A 14,515-nucleotide genomic window follows, 5' to 3' on the forward strand; every position below is an offset into this window, starting at 1 on the left:
TAACCCTCTTTTGTGTAAAAATTGTGGAAATGGTTTTTAAAAAAATGGGGTTTTTAAGTAGAAGGTATAAGAGTTTATGCTATTTTTTTAAGGTTTTAAAATCAAATTTCAAAGGATTAGTATGCAATTTAGAATTGAACATGACACGATGGGCGAAATCAAAGTAAATGATAGCCAATACTGGGGGGCTCAAACGCAACGCAGTCTTGAAAACTTTAAGATCGGCACTGAAAAAATGCCTAAAGAACTCATTGGCGCGTTTGCCAAACTTAAAAGGAGTTTGGCGGTAGTCAACCACAAGTTAGGGAAATTAAGCCTGGAAAAATCGCAAGCCATTATCAAGGCGTGCGATTGCATTTTAAAAGGCGAGTTGTGCGGCGAATTCCCGTTGGCGATATGGCAAACAGGGAGCGGGACTCAAACGAACATGAATCTCAATGAAGTTATTGCCAATAAGGCTACAGAAATTTTAGGGGGTAATTTTAGAGAGAAAAAACTCATCCACCCTAACGATGATGTGAACATGTCTCAAAGCTCCAACGACACTTTCCCTACCGCAATGCATATTGTGAGCGTGCTAGAAATCACGCGCAAACTACTGCCCAGTTTAGAGAATCTGTTAAAAACCTTTAAAGACAAAAGCCAGCAATTTAAAGAGATTGTCAAAATCGGGCGCACGCATTTACAAGACGCTACGCCTTTAACTTTGGGGCAAGAATTTAGCGGGTATGCGAGCATGCTAGAGCATTCTAAACAACAAATTTTAGAGAGTTTGGAGCATTTAAGGGAATTAGCCATAGGCGGGACGGCCGTAGGCACAGGGCTAAACGCTCATAAAGAATTGAGTGAAAAAGTGGCTGAAGAATTGAGCGAGTTTAGCGGCGTGAAATTCATTTCTGCGCCCAATAAATTCCATGCGCTCACTAGCCATGACGCTATCGCTTATGCGCATGGGGCTTTTAAGGCTTTAGCGGCGAATTTAATGAAAATCGCTAACGATATTAGATGGCTTGCGAGCGGGCCGCGCTGTGGTTTGGGCGAGCTTAATATCCCTGAAAACGAGCCGGGCAGTTCTATTATGCCCGGTAAAGTCAATCCCACGCAATGCGAAGCGATGACCATGGTGGCCGTGCAAGTGATGGGGAATGATACCGCTATTGGCATTGCGGCCAGTCAGGGTAATTTTGAGTTGAATGTGTTTAAACCGGTAATCATTTATAATTTCTTGCAAAGTTTGAGGCTACTAAGCGATAGCATGGAAAGTTTTAATACCCATTGTGCAAGCGGTATTGAGCCTAATAGAGAAAAGATTGGTTACTACTTGCACCATTCTTTGATGCTAGTAACCGCTCTAAACCCGCATGTAGGCTATGAAAACGCCGCTAAAATCGCTAAAAACGCCCACAAAAAAGGCATTTCTTTAAAAGAAAGCGCGTTGGAACTGAAGCTCTTGAGCGCTGAAGATTTTGACAAATTTGTGGTGCCTGAAAAGATGATCGGGCCTAAGGCTTGAAACATGGCTAAGGTCAAGGATCAAGATTATAAAAAGTGGGCAAGAGAAATTGCGAGTGGGGGTGCTGTAGTGTTTTTTGGGGCTGGCTTTTCAGCTGGCGCTACAGGGTTTGATGGCGAATTGCCCTTGGGCAATCAGCTAAGAGATAAATTAGGTGAATTTTGTGGATTTGAAAGGAAGTATTATGAGACAAAAGATTTGAAAGATGTGGCTGAACATTGCCTACTTGAGAAATCTCGTCAAGAAATTGTTGAAAAACTAAAGGATATTTTTGCAGTTAAGCAACCAAAGGATGAACAAAAAGTTGTTGTAGGATGGCCATGGAAGAGCATTTACACGACAAATTACGATGACTTGGTTTGTTATGCTGGCAAGCAGGTTAATAAAAATATTGATATTTTAACGCTTGAAAGCATGTTGCCAAGTAAATCTAGAAATTTTTGTTTGCATATTAATGGCTGTGTGGATAGATTAGAACCAGAACATTTAGATAACTCTTTCAAATTGAGTCGTTCTTCTTATGTTAATAGTGATGTTTTTGCAAACTCTTCAAAGTGGAAAGATAAATTTATGAATGATTTGCAATACTCTGCATTGGTGGTGTTTATGGGGTATTCTTTAGCGGATATGCCTATTGAGAGAATCTTACTTGCAAAAACTGAAAGTATGCGGAAGAAAACTATCTTTGTGGTTGCAGATCCTAAAAATTCCGATGATGATCCTATAGGCGATAACAAATTTGAAGGGTATGGGAAATTGCTTAAAATTGGTATGGAGTCTTTTGTAAATAAGATACAAGAATGTTGGCCACAGGATACTAATTTAGGTTTTAACTATTTAGAACAAATAATCATTTCTAATTCATTGGATGTCAATATTAGAGACAATGACTTAAAATTATTTTTTGAGCAAGGTAAGTTTGAAGATGGATGGTTACGAAATGAGGTTTTGCAGTATTTGAAAAATGGGCATCAGATTAGAAAAAGTTTTTCAGGTAAGGGATTCACTCTAGGAGATAAGATAACAGAAGGGATAAAGGATAAATATAGCTTGAAAAGTCCTATTCAGTCAGATTATGTTCCTAAACTAATTCCTAGAAAAGAAGAAATTGATGAAGCTAAACGCGAATTAGCACGAGATAGCGTAGGGATTTTAGGGGTGTTTGGCGAATTAGGGAGTGGGAAAACGATATTTTTAAGACAATTAGCAGTAACGCTTGTTGAAAGTGGTAAATCAGTATATTTTGTTAGGCATGGGGATTTTATTTCTCAAAAAGAAGAAATAGATACCCTACTAAAACAACTTAAAGATGGAAATGAGAAAGCTATAATCTTTATAGATTCTTACTTGAATCAATTAAAAATTTCTCAATACATTGCTAATAAAGTTAGAGAAACTCGCTGTGTCAAATTGATATTGGCAACAAGAGCTGTTGATGGACATGGCGATGAGAATTGTAAGTCTATTTCAGAAGACTCATCAGTAGAGATAGGGCAGTTAAGCGATTTAGATTTAGACATTTTTGTACAGATTATTAGTTATCTTGGTTTGTGGTCGAGAGATTTGAGTGGAGAATCTTTTAGAAGACAAAAAGGGTATCTTCAAAGAAAATGCAACGCTCAAATGTTGCTTATTTTGCTAGATATATTTAATTCTGAACATATTTATAACAAGCTAGTTAAGAGCTTAAATAATGTTTTAAACGACAAAAAAATAAAAAAGATATTATTTGTTATTTGTTTTTTGCATGTAGCGAATATCACTAGCAAAGACATTGCGCTTTTTTCATATTTATTAGGAGATGATGGATTAGGGAATCTTAAATCGCAACATATCAAATAGCTCAGAGCTTTAAACCTATGGATTGACGACGATTCTGGTTCCAGTATTCTAGCTTTATTTATTTTGCACCGCATGTTCTCGTATGATGAGATCACAAGGTATGCTTTTGAGATATTAAAAAGAGCAAGGAATACAAAGAAAAATTACCAATTCAATCAAGAACATAGAGTCTATCTTAAATTATTGAATTATCGCACTATGAGTCGTGTATTTGGTAAAGAAAAAGATAGCGATAAAGATAAGAAATTTAGATTTTTGCGTAGCTATTATGATGATGCTAAAAGAGAGATTTCAAGTCTTGCGGAGGATCCTCAGTTTTGGTTGCAATATGCAATGTGCCATATGCCAATAGGCAAGTTTAAAGAGGCACAAGACTATTTGAATCAAGCATATGGTAAGGCGAAGCAAAAAAATAGGCTCTATAATGTGGATTATATTGATAATCAGCAAGCTCGCTTATACATCTATCAAGGAACTAATGCTGAAGACAAAGAGGATGCGTTTAGGTTTTTCAAACAAGCTGTTGAGTTACTAGGAGAGCGTAGAAAAGAAGATGAATATAAATACAGCATTATTGAAAGTTTTTGGAATTTTTTAGAAGAACATTTCTTGCATTTTGAAAAAGATAAGCAAGAAGTTATTCAGAAAGTTTTGGCGGATCATCATGAAAAGTTTTGTAGTTTTTGTAGGCAAGGTTCATGGTATAAACAAAAAATTATTAGGGGGTGTGAGAAGGTGTTTGAAAAGTATTTGCCTAATCTTGAAAAACCTAATCTCTCAAAAAATTTATCAAGCAAATGACTCTAGGCATTGATGAAGCGGGTAGGGGGTGTTTGGCTGGTTCGCTTTTTGTGGCTGGGGTGGTGTGTAGTGACCAAACAGCCTTAGAATTTCTAGAAATGGGGCTTAAGGATAGCAAAAAGCTCAGCCCCAAAAAGCGCTTTTTCTTGGAAGATAAAATCAAAACGCATGATGAGGTGGGGTTTTTCGTGGTTAAAAAAAGCGCGAATGAAATTGATCATTTGGGCTTGGGGGCGTGTTTGAAGCTCGCTATTCAAGAAATTGTAGAAAATGGTTGCTCTTTAGCCAATGAAATAAAGATAGACGGCAACACGGCGTTTGGCTTGAATAAACGCTACCCTAACATACAACCCATCATCAAGGGCGATGAAACAATCGCTCAAATCGCTATGGCGTCTGTTTTGGCGAAAGCCTTTAAGGACAGAGAAATGCTAGAACTGCACGCTTTGTTTAAAGAATACGGCTGGGATAAGAATTGCGGGTATGGGACTAAGCAGCATATAGAAGCGATCATTAAGCTAGGGGCTACGCCTTTTCATCGGCGTAGCTTCACGCTTAAAAACCGCATCTTAAATCCCAAACCCTTAGAGGTGGAACAACGCCTTATTTAAAATGGCGCTGAGATGGGTAGCGCTCGTTAAAGAAAGGTCGATGCGTTTGGCTTTAAAGTAAGCGATTAAGTCTTCAGGCTGAATGAAAGGGAATTGCACCATGACATACACCCGATGGTTGGTGGTATCCACGAACCTTTTGGCCAAAATGGATTTAGAGGTTAAAAAATCAACAAGCCCGAATAAATGGCTGATAGAGTTATTTTTAACTTGAAGCGCTTTAACAATACGATGGTGCATTTTAACGATTAAAATGCTTTCTAACGAGCTGTAGGCGTTCATTCTGGCCCTTAAAAGAGCGATTAATTCAGCGTTCTTTTCAGGGGGCAATTTGTCATCATAGGGGATGTAATTGGCGTAAAAATCGTTCCTTTTACCAGAAATTGAAGCCGATCCGACATATTGATTGGGCGGGTTCTTTTCTTTAAAAAGATTGACTTTAAGCCAATCAGGGTAGTTAATCGTGTCCTTTAACTCTTTAGTATGCGCTGTTTGAGCGAAGAGGCCTAGGGATAACAAGGCGCAGAAACTTAATTTTTTCAATGCGTTCATTGTAGCTTCCTTTCTATAAAAGAATATTAAAAACGCCCTACGCTTTTAGGGTAGGTGGTATTTCTCAAAAAAACGAAATACTGAGACAGCTTATAGTGAGTTAGCTTAAGAAAAAATAAAAATATGCAATAATAATTTAAAAATGTTAGTAATAATATTTAATACATAAATACATAAATACATAAATACATAAATACATAAATACATAAATACAAGTAATTATTATACCAAAATAGATTGAATATCCAAAGAAAAATCAATGAAATTAAGGTGTTTGTAGGGGGGATTGGTTGCTGAAATAGGGGCGTTGATAGAAACCACCACGATATTTAAAAACCCATGTTTGTGGCACCAAGAAAGCTGTTTTTCTAAAAAATGGGGCGTGGGGAAAGCGTGGGCGATGAGGGCGAGCTTGTTGGTAGAATTTTTGCACAAAATAAAAATCCCATTATCATGGGAGTAAAGCTCGTAGTTTGGGAATTGCTTGTAAAGCTCTAAAAAAACCATGTTTTCAAAAATATTTAAAAGCGAGGGGCTGGGAGTTAGGCTATAAGGTAAAGCAAAATCGCACAGATACAATTTGGTTTTATGGTTTTCAAAACTGGGGGATAAAAAAATGATGCGCTGGTTTTCTAGCGCGTGTAACAATTTATAAAGGGTGTCTTTAGAGGTTTTAAGCTCTTTTTTGAGTTGCGTATAAAGATAAAAAGCGCTCACAAACTTAGATTGATGCGTGCAGATTTTAGCCATTAAGGGGGCGTAAGCTTGAAAGACTAGTTTGATATTTTCTTGTTTTTTTAGGATTTTTTCCTGTTCGTTTTCTATAAAAAGCGAATCTAAAGCGTTGCCGTCTCTTAAAAAGCGGTTAAACAGGGTGTTTTTAGGGGTGTTGGGCTTGAAAAAGCTGGTGTATTCTTTGAAATCCAACCCTAACGCATAGCGCAAGCTAAAGTCTGGCGCTGTTATGGGGCTTAAATAATTAGGGATAAGAATGATTTTGGGAAGCTTGGGCAGGCTGAAATCCAAGCGCTCTATATTGTCTAAAATGAGCAAGTCCATTTTCTTTTCCAAATGCCATTTTAAGAGCCATGAGCTTAGAATGTTTTTATTCAAACGCATGTCATTGTAATTGAGATAGACAGGGTTTTTAAAATCCTTCGCTAGTTTGAGGGCGAAAGTGGTTTTACCGGATTTCATCGGCCCTAAAAGACAGATTTTATCGCTTGAAGGCGGGCTTGAAAGCGGGTTGTTTAAAGCCGGCTCTTTAGGGGTTTCAAAAGGCCCAAAAGGGTGCAAGCAAGAAAGGGGCATGAACTTCCTTACAAATGGGATTGGATTAAGATAATCGTAGCGCATTTTCTTTATATTTCCTTATAAAAAGGAAGTAAAAATCCCTAAAAAGCCCTAAAAATAGCAAAAGTTATTGACTAAATGGCGCATTTTGAGTAGTATTTCAGTTTTTATTTTATTGTTTTATTCTGTTTTGAGTAACGAATGAAACGAGTTCTTTTAGGAGAGTTTATGGAAAAAATCAGGTTGAAGCTCAAAGCTTATGACCATAGAGTGCTGGATCGCTCTGTTGTGGCTATCGTGGAAGCCGTAAAGCGTTCAGGTTCTGAAATTAGAGGGCCTATCCCTTTACCGACTAAGAATAAGCGTTACACCGTTTTACGCTCCCCGCATGTCAATAAGGATTCAAGAGAGCAGTTTGAGATTAGGGTTTATAGCCGATTGATTGACATTATTTCGGCCACCCCAGAAACCGTGGATAGCTTGATGAAGTTGGATTTAGCTCCTGAAGTGGATGTAGAAGTAACTTCTATGGAAACGAAGTAGTCCTAACGCATTGAGATCATAAAATAAGGGTTAGATATGGAATTTTTAGTTCAAAAGATAGGCATGAGCCGCACCATTGATGCTAACAGCACGCCTGTAACCTTGCTTAAAGTCTTGCAAGCGAAGGTGTGCCAGCTAGAAAATGGGAAAGCTTTAGTCGCCTATGCGATGCATAAAAAACACAATAAGGCGATTGAAGGCCAGCAAAAGAAATACCAGCTCAGCAAAGAGTTCAACCATTTCGCTACCTTAAAAGCTTCCCAACAACAAGAGTTGGGCGATTTGGATTTGAGCGCTTTAGAAACGCTTAAAAGGGTTAAAGCGAGCTTTAAAACGAAGGGAAGAGGCTTTGCGGGGGTGATGAAGCGTTGGAATTTCCAAGGCGGGCCTGCAGCGCATGGGAGCCGTTTCCATCGCCGCCCTGGTTCTATTGGTAACAGAGAATGGCCAGGAAGAGTGCAAAAGGGTAGGAAAATGGCAGGGCATTATGGCAATGAGCTAGTTACTTGCCAAAACGAGGTGCTCTCTTTTGATAAAGAAAGTATGGTGTTAGTGCTAAAGGGTTCAGTGGCCGGCTTTTCTGGGGCTTATGGACGCATTAGAGCGGTATAAAACCATACATTGAATATAATATAAAGGGTTTGATATGAGTAAGGCCATCGTTTTAGACAGCCATTTGAAAGAAAAGGGTAGCGTGGAGTTACCTAAAAGATATGAGGGTATTAACAGCCATAACCTCTATCTTTATGTGAAACATTATTTATCTTCTGTGCGCGCTAATACCGCTAAAAGTAAAAACCGCGCTGAAGTGAGCGGGGGCGGTAGGAAGCCTTGGGCGCAAAAAGGGGGCGGAAGAGCCAGAGCAGGGAGCATCACTTCGCCTGTGTTTGTGGGTGGGGGTGTCTCTCATGGGGCTACGAACAACCGCAACTACAACCTTAAAATCAATAAAAAACAAAAACGCCTGGCTTTAGAATACGCTTTAGAAGAAAAAGCGCAAGCGAACAAGCTTTTTGTGGTGGAAAAAATCGCTATAAAAGGCGTGGCTGAAGACAATAAAAGAAAGCATTTGACTAAAGAAGCCAACCAAATGTTCCAGGCTTTGGAGCAACGAGACACTTTGTTTGTGTGCATGAACATGGACGAATACACCGAGTTAGCCTTTAGTAACCTTAAAAAATGCCTTGTTATTGATGTGAGCGAGTTAAACGCTTATCTTTTGGCGGCGTTTAGCTCTGTGGTGATGGAAGAAGCGGCGTTTCAGCATGTGGTGCAAGATAAGACAGAGGAGTAAAAAATGGCAGACATCATGGATATAAAGTCAATTCTTTACACTGAAAAGTCATTAGGATTGCAAGAAAAAGGCGTTTTAGTGGTCCAAACGGCTCAACATGTAACCAAAAACCAGCTCAAAGAAGTGTTTAAAACTTACTTTGGCTTTGAGCCTTTGAAAATCAATTCTTTGAAACAAGAGGGTAAGGTGAAACGCTTTAGAGGGAAGCTTGGACAAAGAAAGTCGTTTAAGAAATTTTATGTGAAAGTTCCAGAGGGCGCTAGCATTGCCGCCCTTGGCGCGTAGAAAGGAGAAAGCGTTATGGCGATTAAAACTTATAAGCCCTACACCCCAAGCAGACGCTTCATGTCGGTGTTGGACTCTAAAGACATTACCGCAAAAAGCAGTGTCAAAGGCTTACTCACTAAGCTTAAAGCGACAGCAGGGAGAAACAATAACGGGCGCATCACCAGCCGCCACAAAGAGAGAGGGGCTAAAAAACTCTATCGCATTATTGATTTCAAGCGCAACAAATACAACATTGAAGGGAAAGTGGCTGCGATTGAGTATGATCCTTACAGAAACGCGCGCATCGCTCTTGTGGTCTATCCTGATGGGGACAAACGCTATATTTTACAGCCAAGCGGTTTGAAAGTGGGCGATAGCGTTATCGCTGCTGAAGGCGGTTTGGATATTAAAGTGGGCTTTGCGATGAAGTTGAAAAATATCCCTATAGGAACGGTGGTGCATAATATTGAAATGCATCCAGGGGCTGGCGGGCAATTAGCCAGAAGCGCTGGGATGAGCGCTCAAATCATGGGTAGGGAAAATAAATACACCATTATTAGAATGCCAAGCTCTGAAATGCGCTACATTCTAAGCGAATGCATGGCGAGTGTTGGCGTGGTAGGGAACGAGGATTTTATCAATGTCTCTATCGGTAAGGCAGGGCGTAACCGCCACAGAGGGATTCGCCCACAAACTCGTGGGAGCGCGATGAACCCAGTGGATCACCCGCATGGTGGGGGTGAGGGTAAAACAGGGACAAGCGGTCATCCTGTATCGCCTTGGGGCACTCCAGCTAAGGGCTATAAAACTAGAAAGAAAAAAGCTAGCGACAAGCTCATCATTTCCAGAAAGAAACATAAATAAAGGGTTAAGAATGTCTAGGTCAATTAAAAAGGGTCCTTTTATAGACGACCACTTGATGAAAAAAACGCTCAAGGCAAAAGAGGGTAAGGATAACCGCCCGATTAAAACATGGTCTAGAAGAAGCACCATTTTGCCTGAAATGATTGGTTTTACTTATAATGTGCATAACGGAAGGGTTTTTGTCCCTGTGTATATCACAGAAAACCATGTGGGTTATAAGTTAGGGGAATTCGCTCCTACAAGAACTTTTAAAGGGCACAAAGGCAGTGTCCAAAAAAAGATTGGCAAGTAAGGGGGCAGAATGAGTAAAGCGTTATTAAGATTTGTGCGGTTATCTCCTACTAAAGCCAGATTGATTGCAAGACAGATCCAAGGCATGAACGCTGAATTAGCGATCGCTAGTTTGGAATTTACGCCCAATAAAGCGGCCAGAGTGCTTTCAAAAGTGGTGGCTTCTGCGGTCGCTAACGGCTCTTTAGACGCCAAGAGTGCTCTGATTGTTTCTTGCAGAGTGGATGCTGGCCCTGTGCTTAGGCGCTCCATTCCAAGGGCTAAAGGCAGAGCCACAGCCATTAGAAAGCCAACATCTCATGTATTCGTAGAAGTAGCAGAAGGGAAAGAAATGAAATCTTCTAAAAGCCATAAAAAAAATCAAGCAGAAGGTAAGTAGGGCATGGGACAAAAAGTTAATCCGGTAGGTTTAAGATTAGGTATTAATAGGAATTGGACTTCCAGATGGTTCCCTAGCGCTCGCACCGCTCCAAGCAATATTGATGAAGACAATAAGATTAGGAAATTTCTTAAAAAAGAGCTTTATTACGCTGGCGTGAGCGAGATTGTGATTGAAAGAGCGGCTAAAAAACTGCGCGTTACGGTTGTAGCGGCTCGCCCAGGGCTTATCATTGGTAAAAAAGGCGTGGATATTGAAAAGGTCAAAGAAGGCCTAAAAACGCTCATCAAAAAAGAAGTCTCCATTAATATTAAAGAAGTCAAACGCCCCCAAGCTGACGCCCAATTAGCCGCAGAAAATGTAGCCACCCAATTAGAAAAAAGGGTCGCTTTCCGCCGTGCGATGAAAAAGGTCATGCAAGCGGCGTTAAAATCCGGCGCTAAAGGGATCAAGGTACGCGTTTCTGGCCGTTTAGCAGGGGCTGAAATCGCTCGCACCGAATGGTATATGGAAGGGCGCGTGCCTTTACACACTTTAAGGGCTAAGATTGATTACGGCTTTGCTGAAGCGATGACGGTATATGGTATTATTGGCGTGAAAGTGTGGATTTTCAAAGGGGAAGTTTTGCAAAAAGGCATCCAATTTGAGAAAAAAGAAGAGGCTAAAGAAGAAAGAGAGCCTAGAAGAAGCAGAAGAGGGAGGCAATAATCATGTTAATGCCAAAAAGAACAAAATACAGAAAGCAAATGAAAGGGCGCAATCGTGGGAAAGCCCATCGTGGTAACTCTATTGCGTTTGGGGATATTGCGATTAAAGCCATAGAGCATGGGAGGATTGATTCACGCCAGATTGAATCCGCAAGGGTGGCCATGACAAGGCACATTAAAAGAGCGGGTAAGGTGTGGATTAGAGTATTTCCCGATAAGCCTTTGACCGCTAAGCCTTTAGAAACCAGGATGGGTAAAGGTAAAGGCTCTGTGGAAAAATGGGTGATGAATATCAAGCCGGGCAGAATCGTTTATGAAATGCTAGGCATTGAAGAAGGACTAGCGAGAGAAGCTTTAGCACTAGCTCAGAGCAAACTTCCTTTTAAAACCAAAATTGTAACTTGTGAGAGCGAAAATGAAATATACTGAATTGAAAGATAAGAGTATCAAGGAATTAGAAGAGTTGTTGCATGCTAAGAAAGCGGAGCTTTTTGAGTTGCGCGTTAAGTTAAAGGCTATGCAATTGAGTAATCCTAACGAGATTAAGAAAGCCAGAAGAAATATCGCTCGCATTAACACGGCTATTAACGCGTATTATTCTTCTAGCGTTGAGTAAAAAAAGGGTAAGCAATGAATACAAAAGAGCCGCATAAAAGGCTGGTGCAAGGCAAGGTTATCAGCAAGTTTGCTGAAAAAAGCGCTGTGATTCTTGTGGAAAGAAAAGTGGTGCATGAAAAATACCGCAAGATTGTTAAAAAGTTCAAAAAATACACCATCCATGATGAAAACAATCAGGTGAAAGTAGGGGATTTTGTGAGTGCGATTGAGTGCAGACCGCTTTCTAAAACCAAGTCTTTCACGCTTAAAGAAATTTTAGTAGTGGGAGTATAAGCATGATACAGAGTTTTACGAGATTGAATGTCGCTGACAATAGCGGTGCGAAAGAAATCATGTGCATTAAGGTGTTAGGAGGCAGCCACAAACGCTATGCGAGCGTGGGTAGCGTGATCGTGGCTTCCGTGAAAAAAGCTATCCCTAATGGTAAGGTGAAGCGCGGTCAAGTAATCAAAGCCGTTGTGGTGAGAACGAAAAAAGAAATCCAAAGGAAAAATGGTTCTTTGGTGCGTTTTGATGACAATGCAGCAGTGATTTTGGACGCTAAAAAAGATCCGGTTGGCACAAGGATTTTTGGGCCCGTGAGCCGAGAAGTGCGTTACGCTAATTTCATGAAAATTATTTCTCTAGCGCCGGAGGTTGTATAATGAAAAGCGAAATCAAAAAAAATGACATGGTGAAAGTCATTGCAGGAGACGATAAGGGTAAGGTCGCTAAGGTTTTAGCGGTGTTGCCTAAGACTTCTCAAGTGGTTGTTGAAGGGTGTAAAGTGGTGAAAAAAGCGATTAAACCTACTGATGATAACCCTAAAGGGGGCTTTATCCATAAAGAAAAGCCCATGCACATTTCCAATGTGAAGAAAGCCTAAGGAGTTGGATACATGTTTGGTTTGAAACAATTTTATCAAAATGAAGTGAGGGCAAAACTCGCTCAAGAATTAGACATCAAAAACCCCATGCTTTTGCCCAAGCTAGAAAAAATCGTTATCAGCGTGGGCGCTGGGGCTCATGCAAAAGACATGAAAATCATGCAAAATATTGCGCAAACGATTTCTTTGATTGCAGGGCAAAAAGCCGTGATCACTAAAGCGAAGAAATCCGTTGCAGGCTTTAAGATCAGAGAAGGCATGGCGGTAGGGGCGAAAGTTACCTTAAGGAATAAACGCATGTATAATTTCTTAGAAAAGCTGATTGTGATTTCGTTACCCAGAGTGAAAGACTTTAGAGGGATTTCACGGAATGGGTTTGATGGGCGCGGGAATTACACCTTTGGGATCAATGAGCAATTGATTTTCCCGGAAGTGGTTTATGATGATATTATGGTCAGTCATGGCATGAACATCACTATGGTAACTTCTACGGACAACGATAAAGAAGCGTTCAAGTTGTTAGAATTGCTTGGATTGCCTTTTGCAAAAGTGAGATAAGGGGTTAATATGGCTAAAAAATCAATGATCGCAAAGGCTCAAAGGAAACCAAAATTTCAAGTAAGGGCTTATACCAGATGCCGCATTTGTGGGAGACCTCATTCGGTTTATAGGGATTTTGGACTTTGTAGGGTGTGCCTAAGAAAAATGGGCAGTGAGGGACTCATCCCAGGCTTGAGAAAAGCCAGTTGGTAAGGATAAGATATGGTAAATGATATAATTGCAGATTCATTAACTCGTTTGAGAAACGCTTCTATGCGCCGCTTAGAATTCACACAGCTTTATTACGCAAAGATCGTGGTTTCTATTTTAGAGATTTTTAAAGAAAAAGGTTTCATTAAAGATTTCAATGTCAAAGATAAAGACAAGAAACAATCGGTTTATGTGCAATTGGCTTATGATGAAAAAGGGCATTCAAAAATCAGCGAAGTGAAGCGCTTAAGCAAGCCTGGTCGTCGTGTGTATAAGCAAAAAAACGAGTTGAAGCGCTTTAAAAATGGCTATGGCGTGATTGTGGTAAGCACTTCTAAAGGGGTGATCACCAACGAAGAAGCTTACAGACAAAATGTCGGTGGCGAAGTGCTTTGCAGCATTTGGTAAAGGATTGAAAATGTCAAGAATTGGGAAAAGAATCATTGAAGTTCCAAGCTCTGTGCAAGCGAGCGTGGAAGGGAGCAAGCTTCTTTTTAAAAACAGCAAAGAAAAGCATGAGTTAGAAACTCACAACCGCGTGAAAATCACGCTTGAAAACAACCAATTGAGCTTCCAGCCTGTGGGCGAAGACGCGCAGTCTAGGGCTTATTGGGGGACTTATGGGGCTTTAGCGAATAACATTGTAATAGGCTTAAGCGCCGGTTTCAGTAAGACTTTAGAAGTCAATGGCGTGGGCTATAAGGTGGCTTTGGGCAATAAAACTTTGGATTTGAGCTTGGGTTTTAGCCACCCGGTGAAATACCCCATTCCAGCAGGGATTGAAATGGTGGTGGAAAAAAACACGATCACAATCAAAGGGAGCGATAAGCAACAAGTAGGGCAAGTCGCTGCTGAAATCAGGAGCTTCAGACCCCCAGAGCCATACAAAGGCAAGGGTGTGAAATACAGCAATGAAGTCATTATTAGAAAAGCTGGTAAAACGGCTAAAAAATAAATAAGGTGGAGTGATGAACACAAAAGCATTGTATAAAAAGAAAGCCTTAAGGGATCGCAGGAAATTAAGAATCAAAAGCAAGCTCTTGGGCGATGCATTAAGACCTAGGGTGAGCGTTTTTCGTTCCAATCGCTATTTTTATGCGCAAGCGATTGATGATACTAAACAAAGCACTATAACGCATATTGATGGCAGGAAAATGGGCTTTAAAAATACGCAAGAAGACGCTAAAAAATTAGGTGCTCTCTTTGCTGAAGAATTGAAAAAAGCAGGGATTGAGCGAGCGGTTTATGACAGGAATGGTTACCTCTATCATGGCGTGGTGGCAGCGTTTGCTGAAAGCTTGAGAGAGAACGGGATCGCTCTATGA

22 protein-coding genes and 1 pseudogene are annotated in these 14,515 nt (G+C 40.4%); 21 read left to right on the forward strand and 2 right to left on the reverse strand.

Translation table 11 applies throughout. The annotated features are described in order from the left end of the window. Positions 1-121 precede the first annotated feature (121 nt). The 3 genes and pseudogenes from fumC to J5F42_RS05030 all read left to right on the forward strand — a co-directional run bounded on the left by fumC (position 122) and on the right by J5F42_RS05030 (position 4,767). Entirely contained in the window at positions 122-1,513 is a 1,392-nt protein-coding gene (gene fumC, locus J5F42_RS05020) for a class II fumarate hydratase (RefSeq protein ID WP_283491184.1), read from the forward strand. 3 nt (positions 1,514-1,516) lie between these two features. Further along, positions 1,517-4,156: pseudogene (locus tag J5F42_RS05025) on the forward strand (P-loop NTPase). Continuing rightward, positions 4,153-4,767, forward strand: a complete 615-nt coding sequence (locus J5F42_RS05030) for a ribonuclease HII (protein ID WP_283491185.1) — start codon at positions 4,153-4,155, stop codon at positions 4,765-4,767. The pseudogene J5F42_RS05025 and the gene J5F42_RS05030 overlap by 4 nt, the downstream one beginning before the upstream one ends. Here the strand turns inward: J5F42_RS05030 and J5F42_RS05035 are convergent. Beyond that, positions 4,741-5,319: a hypothetical protein gene (locus tag J5F42_RS05035; RefSeq protein ID WP_283491186.1), complete on the reverse strand. Its 579-nt coding sequence runs from the start codon at positions 5,317-5,319 to the stop codon at positions 4,741-4,743. The genes J5F42_RS05030 and J5F42_RS05035 overlap by 27 nt on opposite strands. Before the next feature lie 222 nt (positions 5,320-5,541). Further along, positions 5,542-6,630 carry an ATP-binding protein gene (locus tag J5F42_RS05040; protein WP_283491187.1) on the reverse strand — a complete coding sequence of 363 codons (1,089 nt, stop codon included), beginning with the start codon at positions 6,628-6,630 and terminating at the stop codon, positions 5,542-5,544. 210 nt (positions 6,631-6,840) lie between these two features. On the opposite strand from J5F42_RS05040, the gene rpsJ reads away from it, so the two are divergent. Genes rpsJ through rplR form a run of 18 tightly spaced genes read left to right on the forward strand, consistent with a single transcriptional unit; the run spans position 6,841 to position 14,515 of the window. Next, entirely contained in the window at positions 6,841-7,155 is a 315-nt protein-coding gene (rpsJ, locus tag J5F42_RS05045; RefSeq protein WP_000411561.1) for a 30S ribosomal protein S10, read from the forward strand. Positions 7,156-7,191: 36 nt separating this feature from the next. Next, positions 7,192-7,767: a 50S ribosomal protein L3 gene (rplC, locus tag J5F42_RS05050; RefSeq protein ID WP_000395323.1), complete on the forward strand. Its 576-nt coding sequence runs from the start codon at positions 7,192-7,194 to the stop codon at positions 7,765-7,767. Positions 7,768-7,801: 34 nt separating this feature from the next. Next, positions 7,802-8,449: a 50S ribosomal protein L4 gene (rplD, locus tag J5F42_RS05055; RefSeq protein ID WP_097719507.1), complete on the forward strand. Its 648-nt coding sequence runs from the start codon at positions 7,802-7,804 to the stop codon at positions 8,447-8,449. A 3-nt stretch (positions 8,450-8,452) separates the two neighbouring features. Continuing rightward, the gene (locus J5F42_RS05060; protein ID WP_000763611.1) at positions 8,453-8,734 is read left to right on the forward strand and encodes a 50S ribosomal protein L23; all 282 of its coding nucleotides are present in this window, start codon (positions 8,453-8,455) and stop codon (positions 8,732-8,734) included. A gap of 15 nt (positions 8,735-8,749) precedes the next feature. Next, on the forward strand, positions 8,750-9,580 hold the full coding sequence (gene rplB, locus J5F42_RS05065; protein ID WP_000985807.1) for a 50S ribosomal protein L2: 831 nt from the start codon (positions 8,750-8,752) through the stop codon (positions 9,578-9,580). Positions 9,581-9,590: 10 nt separating this feature from the next. Further along, the gene (rpsS, locus tag J5F42_RS05070; protein WP_000091385.1) at positions 9,591-9,872 is read left to right on the forward strand and encodes a 30S ribosomal protein S19; all 282 of its coding nucleotides are present in this window, start codon (positions 9,591-9,593) and stop codon (positions 9,870-9,872) included. 9 nt (positions 9,873-9,881) lie between these two features. After that, a complete protein-coding gene (rplV, locus tag J5F42_RS05075) occupies positions 9,882-10,250 on the forward strand; it encodes a 50S ribosomal protein L22 (RefSeq protein ID WP_000030375.1) in 369 nt (122 codons plus the stop codon). 3 nt (positions 10,251-10,253) lie between these two features. Continuing rightward, positions 10,254-10,958, forward strand: coding sequence for a 30S ribosomal protein S3 (rpsC, locus tag J5F42_RS05080; protein ID WP_000529972.1), 705 nt, complete (start codon positions 10,254-10,256; stop codon positions 10,956-10,958). Positions 10,959-10,960: 2 nt separating this feature from the next. After that, a complete protein-coding gene (rplP, locus tag J5F42_RS05085) occupies positions 10,961-11,386 on the forward strand; it encodes a 50S ribosomal protein L16 (RefSeq protein WP_000928961.1) in 426 nt (141 codons plus the stop codon). Further along, positions 11,373-11,573 carry a 50S ribosomal protein L29 gene (rpmC, locus tag J5F42_RS05090; protein ID WP_000877885.1) on the forward strand — a complete coding sequence of 67 codons (201 nt, stop codon included), beginning with the start codon at positions 11,373-11,375 and terminating at the stop codon, positions 11,571-11,573. Before rplP ends, rpmC begins: the two co-directional genes overlap by 14 nt. A gap of 14 nt (positions 11,574-11,587) precedes the next feature. Then, complete coding sequence (gene rpsQ, locus J5F42_RS05095; RefSeq protein ID WP_001092746.1) at positions 11,588-11,848, forward strand: 30S ribosomal protein S17; 261 nt, start codon at positions 11,588-11,590, stop codon at positions 11,846-11,848. Positions 11,849-11,850: 2 nt separating this feature from the next. Continuing rightward, positions 11,851-12,219 carry a 50S ribosomal protein L14 gene (gene rplN / locus J5F42_RS05100; RefSeq protein WP_047418363.1) on the forward strand — a complete coding sequence of 123 codons (369 nt, stop codon included), beginning with the start codon at positions 11,851-11,853 and terminating at the stop codon, positions 12,217-12,219. Next, positions 12,219-12,440: a 50S ribosomal protein L24 gene (gene rplX / locus J5F42_RS05105; RefSeq protein ID WP_000834238.1), complete on the forward strand. Its 222-nt coding sequence runs from the start codon at positions 12,219-12,221 to the stop codon at positions 12,438-12,440. The genes rplN and rplX overlap by 1 nt, the downstream gene beginning before the upstream one ends. Positions 12,441-12,452: 12 nt before the next feature. After that, a complete protein-coding gene (gene rplE, locus J5F42_RS05110) occupies positions 12,453-12,998 on the forward strand; it encodes a 50S ribosomal protein L5 (RefSeq protein ID WP_000467365.1) in 546 nt (181 codons plus the stop codon). A 9-nt stretch (positions 12,999-13,007) separates the two neighbouring features. After that, positions 13,008-13,193: a type Z 30S ribosomal protein S14 gene (locus tag J5F42_RS05115; RefSeq protein WP_001085694.1), complete on the forward strand. Its 186-nt coding sequence runs from the start codon at positions 13,008-13,010 to the stop codon at positions 13,191-13,193. A 9-nt stretch (positions 13,194-13,202) separates the two neighbouring features. After that, entirely contained in the window at positions 13,203-13,598 is a 396-nt protein-coding gene (gene rpsH, locus J5F42_RS05120) for a 30S ribosomal protein S8 (RefSeq protein WP_000245805.1), read from the forward strand. Positions 13,599-13,608: 10 nt separating this feature from the next. After that, positions 13,609-14,145: a 50S ribosomal protein L6 gene (gene rplF / locus J5F42_RS05125; RefSeq protein ID WP_283491188.1), complete on the forward strand. Its 537-nt coding sequence runs from the start codon at positions 13,609-13,611 to the stop codon at positions 14,143-14,145. A gap of 13 nt (positions 14,146-14,158) precedes the next feature. Beyond that, positions 14,159-14,515, forward strand: coding sequence for a 50S ribosomal protein L18 (rplR, locus tag J5F42_RS05130; RefSeq protein WP_001092629.1), 357 nt, complete (start codon positions 14,159-14,161; stop codon positions 14,513-14,515).

This window comes from Helicobacter pylori (assembly GCF_030062585.1).
Taxonomy (GTDB): domain Bacteria; phylum Campylobacterota; class Campylobacteria; order Campylobacterales; family Helicobacteraceae; genus Helicobacter; species Helicobacter pylori_CN.